Here is an 11177-nt window from a genome sequence, read left to right as displayed (position 1 = left end):
GACGGCCAGAGCCCCCTCCCGACTCCCCCGCCCTTCATGCCCCCGGAAGCTACACGCTTGTTCGACGTTGCGCTCCCCCTACCGGTGAGAAGTGCCCCGGAACGACGGATTTTCTGGCTTTCCCCGCATTCGAGGAACCATGAGACGGTACGCGAACGGCCCCGCTCCTGAACAGGAACGGGGCCACTCTCACGACCACGGGGAACGCCCGGCAGCTCAGCCCTGCGCGCCGAAGGCGACCACATGCACCTTCCGGGTATCCGTACTCGTCAACTCACTCGCGTACACGGCGGACATGTACAGATGCCCCTGCGAGTAGATGATCTCGGAGTACTGCGGAGACAACCGCGTCTCCACATCCCGCACCGACCTCGACGCCGGGTTCTCCAGCAGCTTCGTCTCCTTGAACGTGCCACCGTCGATGCTGACGATCTGCCCGCCCTTGTCGTACGGCGGCCGCTTGTACGCGATCACGTTGCCCCCGTCCATCCGCAACGGCGTCATCGTGTACCGGTCACCCGCGTCCGCACGCTGCCCGGTCTGCTTGCCGGTGGCCAGGTCGAAGGCGACGATCTCGTTGGTCATGCCGTACGAGCCACGGCTGCCGTCGTGCTGCTTGGTCTCGACGTAGAGCCGGTCGTTGCCCACCACGACGCCCTTGCACTGCTCGATCGTGGTGACCCCGGAGCAGCGGGCCTCGAACTGGTCGCTCGGCACGGAGATACGGATGCGCAGCTTGCCGGTCTTGTTGTCGATCGAGAAGACGTCCGAGATACCGACGGCATCCGTGTCCCCGACCTCCGCCGCGACGACGAGGGGCTCGGTGGAGACCACGCTCGCGTACTCGACGCCCTCGGCCATCTTGTACTCGGAGATCACTCCGCCGGACTTCGGATCGATGGTCAGGATGTGCAGCTGAGGCTGCTGGTAGGAGCCGCACTTGCGGACCGTGACCAGCTTCTCGCCCCCGGCGTACCCGAGGTCGTAGCAGCCGTCGTCGGCCTTCGGCACCCACAGCTGCTTGCCGGACTCGATGTCGAAGGCGGTGCCGCCGCTCGTGCCGCCGGCCGCGACGGTGTCCCCGCTGACGGTGACGTTGTCGAAGCGAATCGGTGACCCGTCCACCTCGGTGTGCTTCGTCCACAGCTTCTTGCCGGCGTCGAGGTCGATCGCCGCGACCTCGCTACAGCCGTACGAGGGCTTGTCCTTGGTCGGCTTCCCGGGCTGGAACGCGACGGCCGTGAGGTTGTCGTCGTTGACGTGCTTGCTGGCCTGGCAGACCGGTCCGGGCAGCGGGATGGTCCAGAGCTTGGTGCCCTTGTCGGGGTCGTAGCCGACGATCTCGGAGACGCCGCTCTTGACGTACGCCTTGTCGGTCAGCCACGAGCCGGACACGACGACGCTGGTGTCGTCCTCGACCTTGGGCGCGGGGACCTGGAAGAGGACGGAGGAGTTGGTGTCGGAGGGCACCTTCTCGGTGCCGTCGGGGGTGTCGCCGCCCGCACCGCCGCCCTCGCCGTCGGACCCGCCACTGGTGCCGCCGCTGGAACTGGCGGTGTCGTCCTTGCCGGCGTCACCGGACTTGGCGTACCACACGCCACCGCCGATGATCAGCGCGATCACCACGACGGCCGCGGCCACGATGACGGCCAGCTGCGAGCTGGACCTGCCACCGCCGCCCCCGGGCCCGGTGGCCTGGGGGTGCATCGGCACGGTCTGCTGCGGATAGCCGTAGCCGGGCGGCTGCGGCTGACCGTACGGGGCCTGGGGCTGCCCGTACGGGGCTTGCTGCTGGCCGTAGGGGTTCTGCGGCTGGCCGTACGGAGCGGGCGGCTGCTGGCCGGGGTAGCCGTACCCGCTCGGAGGGGTCTGCGGGGCTTGGGGCGCCTGGGGATAGCCGTAACCGGACGGCGGGCCCTGGGGCGGCGGGGTCTGGGGCGGGCCCTGTGGCGGCGGCGGGGTCTGGGGGGCGCCGAAGCCGCCGCTCCCCGGCTGCTGGGGCGGCTGGCCCTGTGGCGGGCCGAAGCCGCCCTGCGAGGGCTGGTTCGGCGGTGGGGGCGGCGGCTGCGTCATGGCGTGGGTACCTCAGGGGAGGGGGACGAAAGGGGCGGCGGCGAAGGGGAGGCCCGGCGCACGCCTCACTTGCCGAAGGCGAGGATCATCTTCTCCTTGGCGGCGTCGTTGCCGTTCAGCCGCGTGCTGGACAGGTAGAAGCGCCCGTCGGCCCAGTCGAACGCCTTCGTGAAGAAGCCCCGCTCGACGTCCGACGCACTCGCCGGGTTCTGGAGCAGCTTGGTCGGCTGGGGGCTGCCGCCGCCGACCGGGATGGACACGACCTGGCCGCCCGCGTCGTACGACGGCTCGACGTAGGCGATGAGCTTGCCGTCCTCGACCTTGATCGGCAGCATCGACTCATTCGCCGGGGACTTCACGCGCCACTTCTCCTTGCCGTTGGCGAGGTTGACCGCGACGATCTCGTTCGCGCTGGTCGTCGCCTTGGTCGGCAGGTAGAGCGTGTCGGCGTCGACGGCCACACCGGTGCAGCCCTGGAGGTCACGCTGGAGGATGGCAAAGCCGCACTGGGCGCCGATCTCCAGGGCGACGTCGACCTGCGAGCGGCGCTTGCCGTCGGGACCGAAGGTGGAGATGTTCCACTGCTTCTTGTCCTTGTTGGTGCTGTAGATGACCAGCGGGTCGACGGAGAAGACGCGCGAGACCTTCCAGCCCGGGGCGAACTCCCAGGTCCACTTGGCCTTCCCGGTCGCCGGGTCGAGCTCCTGTACCTCGTCGTGCTCGTTGCTGCGGCTGGCGTTGCAGCCCGCCACGGCGATGAGCTTCTTGCCGCCCGCGAAGGAGTCCGGGAAGCACGCGTCGCCGTACCTCTTCTTGTCCCACAGCTTCTCGCCGCTGTTGACGTCGTACGCGGTGCCGGACTGCGAGCGGCCCACCATCAGTGTCTTGCCGGTGATGGACAGTTCGACGTCGAGCGTGCTGTCGAACAGCGCGCCGTTGGCGACCGAGGCCTTCCAGCCCTTGGCGCCGGTGTTGAGGTCGATCTGCTGGAGCTGGTTGCACTTGGCGCGGTCACTGCTGCCGCTCATGTACGCGACGACGATCTTGTCGTCGGAGGACTTCTCAGGGGTGACCGCGCAGATCTTCTCGGGGAAGGCGATCGGGTCCCAAGTGGCTTCGCCGTCACCGACGTTGTAGGCGAAGACCTGCTTGTACGCGGCCTTCACCGCGGCCTTGTCGGTGATCCACATGCCGGGGGCGTCGGCGCCCGAGCCGGGCGCGTCGGGCGCTTCCTTGTACCAGAGCACCTTCGAGTCGCCGGCCTCACGGCCTCCGTTGAGGTTCTCCGGGTCGGCGCCGCCACCGCCGCCGCCGTTGTCGGGGCCGTCGGTCGGGGACTCGGTGTTCTTCGAGTCGCCGCTCTCCTGGGCGATCGGCTTCTTCGGGTCGTCGTCGCCGCCGCGGGTCACCGCGAACACGGTGCCGCCGATGAGGGCCAGCGCCGCGACCGCGGCACCGACGGCGAGAGCGGGCTTGCCCTTGAAGGGGTTGCGCGAGCCGGGCTGCGGGGCGCCCGGGTACTGCGGCTGGGGCGGGTAGCCGTAACCCTGGGCGGGCTGCTGACCGTAGGGCCCGGGCTGCTGCGGCGGTTGGCCGTACGGGCCGGGCTGCTGCGGCGGTTGGCCGTACGGCCCCGGCTGCTGCGGCGGTTGGCCGTACGGGCCGGGCTGCTGCGGGTAGCCGTAGCCGGGCTGCGGGGCACCGGGCGGCGGGCCCTGCGGGGGCGGCGGCGTCTGGGGCGGACCCTGCGGCGGGGGCGGCGCCTGCGGGGCGTCCTGCGGGGGCTGCGGTGCGCCGAAGCCACCCTGCCGCGGGTCCTGCGGTGCGCCGAAGCCGCCCTGGGGCGGCTGGTTGGGCGGCTGGCTCATGAGCGGTTCCCCCTTGTGACCGGTGTGGTGCCACGTCCTGTGCCGTCGCGTTTCCGCCACACCAGCGGTTCTCAGACTGTTCTCAGACGGCTCTTTCTATCACCCGCCGCCGACACCCCACCGGCCCGCATCACCCCCTGTTCCCAAGGGAGAACCGCCCCGTGATGCCCCCGTTATCCGCCTTCACGCCCCCTTCACCAGAGGGCGCGCAGCGCCCCTGGTGAGGGGCGCGGGGCTCTGTTCAATATGCGGCCAACGCCGCGTGGGCGCGACAAGCCACAACAAAGCCGCAGCCGACAACCAACACCCAGCGGCACCCCCGTAGTCGCCCCCTGACCGCTACGCGTCCTCGGCGAGCTCCAACCACCGCATCTCCAGCTCATCCCGCTGCCCCGCCAAGTCCCGCAACTCCGCGTCGAGTTCGGCGACCTTCGCAAAGTCCGTTGCGTTCTCGGCGATCCGCGCATGCAGCGTGGTCTCCCGCTCGGAGAGCTTGTCGAGTTGCCGCTCGATCCGCTGCAACTCCTTCTTCGCGGCCCGCACATCCGCCGCGCTCTTCTCCGGTACGGCCTTCTCCGCCCCCGGACCGGAGGTCGCGGCGGCGGCGACCTGGGCCTCCATACGGTGACGGCGCTCCAGGTACTCGTCGATGCCGCGCGGCAGCATCCGCAGCGTGGCGTCGCCGAGCAGCGCGAACACCCGGTCCGTGGTGCGCTCGATGAAGAACCGGTCGTGGGAGATGACGATCATCGAGCCCGGCCAGCCGTCGAGGACATCCTCCAGCTGGGTGAGGGTCTCGATGTCGAGGTCGTTGGTGGGCTCGTCGAGGAAGAGGACGTTGGGCTCGTCCATGAGCAGGCGTAGCAGCTGGAGCCGCCGCCGCTCACCGCCCGACAGGTCCCCGACCGGCGTCCACTGCTTCTCGTTGCCGAACCCGAACGTCTCGCACAGCTGCCCGGCGGTCATCTCGCGCCCCTTGCCGAGGTCGACGCGCTCGCGCACCGCCTGGACGGCTTCCAGCACCCGCCAGTTCGGGTCGAGTTCGTCGACCTCCTGGGAGAGGTAGGCGAGCTTGACGGTCTTGCCGACGGCGATCCGCCCACCGGTGGGCTGGGTCTCGCCGTCCGTCCGCGCGGCGACGGCCATCGCCCGCAGGAGGGACGTCTTGCCGGCCCCGTTGACGCCGACGAGGCCGATCCGGTCGCCGGGGCCGAGCTGCCATGTCACGTGCTTGAGCAGCACCTTGGGGCCGGCCTGGACGGTGATGTCCTCCAGGTCGAAGACGGTCTTGCCGAGCCGGGAGGAGGCGAACTTCATCAGCTCGCTGCTGTCCCGGGGCGGCGGTACGTCCTTGATGAGCTCGTTGGCGGCCTCGACCCGGAAGCGCGGCTTGGACGTCCGCGCGGGGGCGCCGCGCCGCAGCCAGGCGAGCTCCTTGCGGACCAGGTTCTGCCGCTTGACCTCTTCGGTGGCGGCGATGCGCTCGCGCTCGGCGCGGGCGAAGACGTAGTCGGAGTAGCCGCCCTCGTACTCGTAGACGGCGCCCTTCTGCACGTCCCACATGCGCGTGCAGACCTGGTCGAGGAACCAGCGGTCGTGGGTGACGCAGACGAGGCCGGAGCGCCGCTCGCGCAGATGCTGGGCGAGCCAGGCGATGCCCTCGACGTCGAGGTGGTTGGTGGGCTCGTCGAGGACGATCAGGTCCTGCTCCTCGATGAGGAGCTTGGCGAGCGCGATCCGCCGGCGCTCGCCGCCGGACAGCGGACCGATGACGGTGTCGAGGCCCTGCGGGAAGCCGGGCAGGTCGAGACCGCCGAAGAGGCCGGTCAGTACGTCCCTGACCTTCGCGTTCCCGGCCCACTCGTGGTCGGCCATGTCCCGGATGACCTCGTGCCGGACGGTGGCCTCGGGGTCGAGCGAGTCGTGCTGGGTGAGTACGCCGAGGCGCAGTCCGCCGGAGTGCGTGACCCGGCCGGTGTCGGCCTCCTCCAGCTTGGCCAGCATCCGGATCAGGGTCGTCTTGCCGTCGCCGTTGCGCCCGACGACACCGATGCGGTCCCCCTCGGAGACGCCGAGCGACACACCGTCGAGCAGGGCACGGGTGCCGTACACCTTGCTGACGTTCTCGACATTGACCAGGTTGACGGCCATTTCTCTCCTGCCCAGGGGGACGATCGACCCTCCAGGGTAGTCGCGCCCACCGACAGCCCCGCACCGCAGCGATGTCCGGGCACAGGTGCGCCCCGGGGATCCCCCGTGTCCCCGGGACGCACCCGCGTGCTCGGCGTCAGCGGCCGGCGGCCGCCGCGCGGACCTCGCCGAGGAGGTCGTACATGATCTGGCCGGGGCACTCGGTGGCGAAGTAGTCGCGGTGACCGCCGACCGTGTTCGTGTCCTTCTGCGCGCCGTTGACGGGGTTGGTGTAAGTCACCCTCGCCTGCGGGTCCAGGCCCTTGAACCGGGAGATCACCTTGATCAGCCGGATCAGGGACGCCTTGGCCGCGTCCGTGGGGGGGCTGCTGGCCGAGGGTGCCGAGCAGGGCGATGCCGAGGGCGCCGGAGTTGTAGCCCACGGAGTGGAAGCCGGTGACGAGGTCGCCGTCCGGGTTGAAGGCCGGGATGCCGTCGTCGCCGGAGTAGCGGCCCTCGTAGACGTTGCCGGCCTCGTCGATGAGGAAGTGGTAGCCGATGTCGCCCCAGTCGTTGGTGATCGCGTGCATCTCGTAGATCGCGCGCACCGTCGCGGCCGGGTCGGGATCGTCGTTCGGCGTCGCGGTGTGGTGGACCGTGATGATCTGGAGCGGGTAGTACTTCTCGGGCGAGTTGACCTTGCCGTCCTTGTACCGCTTGGACTCGTCGGCGCCCCAGGCCGGCCGCGAGAGGTAGCGCACGCCACGCACGCGCGTGGGCTCGCTCGGCACCTGGAAGGTGCGGCCGGGGCCGTCGGTGGTGTCGATCGCCAGCGAGAGCACGGCGTCGATGCCGGTCGACGCCTTCACCTCGTACGCGGTGGCGTTCCGGGCGGCGACCAGGGCCGTGCCGCCGTCCTAGACGTTCGCGCAGCCGCTCTTGAGGGGCTGCCAGTCGCCGTCCGCGAGCCGGATGGCGGCGCCCCCTTTCGCGCCGGACCAGCGCACCCCGACGTAGGAGGCGGCGAAGGCGGTGGTGGCCGTGCCGGTGCCGGTGCCGGTGGCGGCCTCGGTCCGGGTGGCGGGGAACTTCTCCGGCGTCGTACCGGAATCGCCGGAGCCGGACGCGGAGTTGTCGCTCTCGCCGGAGTCGGTGGCCGCGAACACCATCGGCGTGATCGCGGCTCCGGCGGCCACGGCACCGCCCGCGGCGATCATGCCGCGACGGGACAGCGAGCGCTTTCTGCGGTGGGACGACTGGGCGGGGGTGGGGGATTCGGACACGGATGTGTCCCCTTCCGGAAGTGCACTTGACGGTGAGGGGCCGGGCACGGGACCCACACGGCCCGGCAGTTGAAACGTCAAGCGACCCTAACGGTCCCGCCCGCCCCAGGTGTACTGCGAGCGCAGTGCATTCATGTGGAGATCGGGCGAAGAACGCCTACTTGTGAGTACGGCGTCACGCTCCGGTGCTCCGCACGACCGTGGCGCCCGGCGCGGGCCCCGACGCCGTGCGCACCGCGCGGCACGTGCCGGACGCCCGCAGGGTCTCGGCCACGTTCGCCGCCGACTCGGGGTCCCGGGCGAGGAACGCCGTGGTCGGGCCCGAGCCGGAGACCAGCGCGGTGAGCGCACCGGCGGCGCGGCCCGCGGCGAGAGTGTCGGCGAGCTCCGGGAAGAGGGAGAGGGCGGCGGGCTGGAGGTCGTTGGAGACGGCGGCGGCGAGCGCGTCGGGGTCGCCCTTCGCGAGGGCGTCGAGGAGCGGCTGGGAGGCGACGGGCTCGGGGATGACGGTGTCTTCGCCGAGCCGGTCGAACTCACGGAAGACGGCGGGCGTGGACAGCCCTCGCTCGGCCATCGCGAACACCCAGTGGAAGGTGCCGCCCACGTCGAGCACGCGCAGCTTCTCGCCCCGCCCGGTGCCGAGGGCCGCGCCGCCCACCAGGCTGAACGGCACGTCGCTGCCCAACTCGGCGCAGATGTCGAGAAGTTCCTCACGGGAGGCGCCCGTACCCCACAGCGCGTCGCAGGCGAGCAGCGCGCCCGCGCCGTCCGCGCTGCCGCCCGCCATGCCGCCGGCGACCGGGATGTCCTTGGCGATGTGCAGGTGTACGTCGGGCGTACGGCCGTACCGCGCGGCGAGCGCCTCGGCCGCGCGGGCGGCGAGGTTCGTGCGGTCGAGCGGGACCTGGTCGGCGTCGGGGCCGTCACAGGTGACGCGCAGGCCGTCGGGCGACGGGGTCACGGTGACCTCGTCGTAGAGGCCGACGGCCAGGAAGACGTTGGCCAGGTCGTGGAAGCCGTCGGGGCGGGCGGCGCCGACCGCGAGCTGGACGTTGACCTTGGCGGGGACACGGACGGCGACGCTCGCGCTCACTTACTCGGACTCCTCGTGCTGGACGGCGGACCGCGTCGGCCCGGTGTGCTGCTCCGCCGACTCGGCGCCGGACTCCCGCGACCGGACGGCGGACTCGACCGACCCGGCGCCGGACTCCCGCGACCCGACGGCGGACTCGACCGACCCGGCGCCGGACTCCCGCGACCCGACGGCGGACTCGACCGACCCGGCGCCGGACTCCCGCGGCCGGACGGCGGACTCGACCGACCCGGCGCCGGACTCCTGGGGTCTCGGTGCGGAGTCCTCCGGTCGGGGGGCGGGCCGCGGCGGCTGGGCGGCGGCTTCCTTGTTCTCCGCGATGCGCGCGAACTCCTCGACCGTCAGCGCCTCTCCGCGGGCCTGCGGGGAGACGCCGGCCGCGACGAGGGCGGCCTCGGCGGCGGCGGCCGAACCCGCCCAGCCGGCGAGCGCGGCGCGCAGCGTCTTGCGGCGCTGGGCGAAGGCGGCGTCGACGACGGCGAAGACCTCGCGCTTGGCGGCGGTGGTCTTGATCGGCTCGGTGCGCCGGGTCAGGGCGACGAGCCCGCTGTCGACGTTCGGGGCGGGCCAGAAGACATTGCGCCCGATGGCTCCGGCCCGCTTGACCTCGGCGTACCAGTTGGCCTTCACGGACGGCACGCCGTACACCTTGGAGCCGGGTGCGGCGGCGAGGCGGTCGGCGACCTCGGCCTGCACCATGACGAGGGTGCGTTCGATGCTCGGGAAGGTGGCGAGCATGTGGAGGAGGACCGGAACGGCCACGTTGTAGGGGAGGTTCGCGACCAGCGCGGTGGGCGGCGGGCCGGGCAGCTCGGCGACGTGCATCGCGTCGGAGTGCACCAGCGCGAAACGGTCGGCGCGCTCCGGCATACGGGCCGCGATCGTGGAGGGGAGCGCCGCGGCCAGTACGTCGTCGATCTCCACCGCCGTGACGCGGTCGGCCACCTCCAGCAGGGCGAGTGTGAGGGAGCCGAGTCCCGGGCCGACCTCCACCACCACGTCGTCGGGGCGGACCTGAGCGGTGCGGACGATACGGCGGACCGTGTTCGCGTCGATCACGAAGTTCTGGCCGCGCTGCTTGGTGGGGCGCACGCCGAGGGCGGCCGCCAGTTCACGGACGTCGGCGGGGCCCAGGAGGGCGTCGGGGGTGGGGCTGCTGCTCACGGCCACAAGGGTACGGGGCGGTGCGCTCCGCCAGGAGCACGGTGACCGACCGCGGGCCGGTGGGGGTACTCACCCGTGCAGTCGCTGCCCGCAGTGCGGCCACGGACTCGCCCCCTGGCGCACGTACAGCTTCTTCGCCCGCATCGTCTGCTCCTCCGCCGGGGCGTCCTGCGGGCGGCCCTTTCCACCGAGGTTGCGCCAGGTCTGCGTGTCGAACTGGTACAGCCCGCCGTACGTCCCCGAGGAGTCCACCGCGTCCGGCCGCCCCCCGGACTCGCAGGCCGCCAGCCCCTGCCAGTTCAGCCCTCCGGCAGCGCGCACGGACGTCGGCAGCGGCTTGGTCCCGACCTTCACCACCTGGGTCTGCGGCTCGCGCACCACCTCGGACCTGAGCCGCCGCGGCTTCTGCTTGACGCCGTTGACCGTGCGCAGGGAGTACGTGATCCGGCGCAGGCCCATCCGGCCCGCCCGTTCGACGACCTCCGTGCCCTTGAACACCGTAGGGTCCTCGATCCGCTGCACGGCGAACTGGATCGCCTCGTCGTGGATCTCCTTGCGGCCGGTGATCCGCAGGACCGTGACCGCCTGCCCGTCGCGCGGGAAGCTGTCCAGGGGGACGGAGGTGGTGTCCTGGCCGCGCAGTGTGATGCCCGCCTGCTCCACGACCTCGCCCACGGTCGCGGCGTTGGTGCGGATGGTGCGTGCCCGGCCGTCCGCCATGATCGTCACGGCGCGTTCGGTCCGCACGTTCAGCGCGAGCCCTTCCCGCCCGATACGCCGGGAGCGCGACGTGGAGACGTACGCCCCCTCCGCGCGCACCCCGATCTGCCGCAGCGCCGCCTCCACCGTTCGTTCCGTCGTCCACACCTCGCGCCGCTGTCCGTCCAGGGTCAGCCGCACGGGCCGCCCGTAGTGCACAGCGACCTCGTCACCACTGGTGAGCGGCGCGTCGGTGGCGGGCGCCACGGCGTCGTGCGCGCCCACTTCGACGCCCTCCTCGTCGAGGAGTTCGGTGACGTCGTCCGCGAAGGTGTGCAGGGTGCGCGGCTTGCCGTCGACGCTCAGCTCGATCGCCTTGTCCTTGGCGACGAAGGCGCTCGTGCCGCCCGCGAGGAACGCGACGACCAGTGCCTGCGGGACGAGCCTGCGCATGGGCCCGTCCCCCCGCTCGGCGAGCCGCGCCCTGCGCCGGTGCGCGGCACGCCGCCCGCTCCGGGGGCGCACAACGGGCTCGTACGCCGTCTCGGACTCCTCGTAGGCGGGCCGGTACGTGTCCTCGTACGCGCCGTACGGTTCACTCCCCCCGTATCCCTCGTACCCGCCGTAACCCTCATGGCTCTCGTATGCGGGTCTGTACGTGTCCGTACGCGTCGGATGCGTCCCCGGCACCCCCGCCACCCCGTACGCCAGCGTCTGCACGCTGTGCGGGTCGAAGCCGCCGTACCCCGGGGGCCTGTGGGCCGGGCTCGGGCCATACGTCTCGTACTGCGCGTTGCTCACGACGACACGCTCCAGCGGAGGGGTCCGTTTCAGGGCCCCCAGAACCTAGCGGAGCCGTGATTACTC

At 71.6% G+C, this 11177-nt stretch carries 8 protein-coding genes and 2 pseudogenes; 1 reads left to right on the top strand and 9 read right to left on the bottom strand.

The features are described 5' to 3' along the window. Positions 1-216: 216 nt before the first annotated feature. The 5 genes and pseudogenes from KUM44_RS00880 to KUM44_RS47080 form a co-directional block, all read right to left on the bottom strand. A complete protein-coding gene (locus tag KUM44_RS00880) occupies positions 217-2073 on the bottom strand; it encodes a PQQ-binding-like beta-propeller repeat protein (protein WP_217205502.1) in 1857 nt (618 codons plus the stop codon). Positions 2074-2138: 65 nt separating this feature from the next. Beyond that, positions 2139-3941 carry a PQQ-binding-like beta-propeller repeat protein gene (locus KUM44_RS00875; protein WP_217205495.1) on the bottom strand — a complete coding sequence of 601 codons (1803 nt, stop codon included), beginning with the start codon at positions 3939-3941 and terminating at the stop codon, positions 2139-2141. 339 nt (positions 3942-4280) lie between these two features. Then, positions 4281-6092 (bottom strand): ABC-F family ATP-binding cassette domain-containing protein, encoded by a 1812-nt coding sequence (locus KUM44_RS00870; protein WP_217205494.1) that lies wholly within the window; start codon positions 6090-6092, stop codon positions 4281-4283. Positions 6093-6228: 136 nt separating this feature from the next. After that, positions 6229-6411, bottom strand: coding sequence for a hypothetical protein (locus KUM44_RS47085; protein WP_308402445.1), 183 nt, complete (start codon positions 6409-6411; stop codon positions 6229-6231). A gap of 100 nt (positions 6412-6511) precedes the next feature. Continuing rightward, positions 6512-6832, bottom strand: a pseudogene (locus KUM44_RS47080) (N-acetylmuramoyl-L-alanine amidase); the annotation flags it as partial. Between the two features lie 13 nt (positions 6833-6845). On the opposite strand from KUM44_RS47080, the gene KUM44_RS44920 reads away from it, so the two are divergent. After that, positions 6846-6992: a hypothetical protein gene (locus KUM44_RS44920; protein WP_254388870.1), complete on the top strand. Its 147-nt coding sequence runs from the start codon at positions 6846-6848 to the stop codon at positions 6990-6992. Here KUM44_RS44920 and KUM44_RS44915 read toward each other — a convergent pair. From KUM44_RS44915 to KUM44_RS00850, 4 genes and pseudogenes are all read right to left on the bottom strand, one after another. After that, positions 6989-7354 carry a hypothetical protein gene (locus KUM44_RS44915; protein WP_254388851.1) on the bottom strand — a complete coding sequence of 122 codons (366 nt, stop codon included), beginning with the start codon at positions 7352-7354 and terminating at the stop codon, positions 6989-6991. The two genes, KUM44_RS44920 and KUM44_RS44915, sit on opposite strands and share 4 nt — an antisense overlap. Positions 7355-7529: 175 nt before the next feature. Next, positions 7530-8447: a 4-(cytidine 5'-diphospho)-2-C-methyl-D-erythritol kinase gene (locus tag KUM44_RS00860; RefSeq protein WP_217205492.1), complete on the bottom strand. Its 918-nt coding sequence runs from the start codon at positions 8445-8447 to the stop codon at positions 7530-7532. Positions 8448-8741: 294 nt separating this feature from the next. Further along, positions 8742-9611: pseudogene (gene rsmA, locus KUM44_RS00855) on the bottom strand (16S rRNA (adenine(1518)-N(6)/adenine(1519)-N(6))-dimethyltransferase RsmA); the annotation flags it as partial. A gap of 69 nt (positions 9612-9680) precedes the next feature. Then, positions 9681-11111, bottom strand: coding sequence for a resuscitation-promoting factor (locus KUM44_RS00850; RefSeq protein WP_217205490.1), 1431 nt, complete (start codon positions 11109-11111; stop codon positions 9681-9683). Between the last annotated feature and the right edge of the window lie 66 nt (positions 11112-11177).

Origin of the sequence: Streptomyces sp. AC550_RSS872, from assembly GCF_019049285.1 — a bacterium.
GTDB lineage: Bacteria > Actinomycetota > Actinomycetes > Streptomycetales > Streptomycetaceae > Streptomyces.
The sequence above is the reverse complement of the archived record's forward strand: the minus strand, read 5'-3'. Positions and strand labels throughout refer to the sequence as shown.

Coding starts and splice junctions, on each gene's coding strand:
- KUM44_RS00880 (WP_217205502.1), bottom strand. CDS start 2,073: ATGACGCAGCCGCCGCCCCCACCGCCGAACCAGCCCTCGCAGGGCGGC.
- KUM44_RS00875 (WP_217205495.1), bottom strand. CDS start 3,941: ATGAGCCAGCCGCCCAACCAGCCGCCCCAGGGCGGCTTCGGCGCACCG.
- KUM44_RS00870 (WP_217205494.1), bottom strand. CDS start 6,092: ATGGCCGTCAACCTGGTCAATGTCGAGAACGTCAGCAAGGTGTACGGC.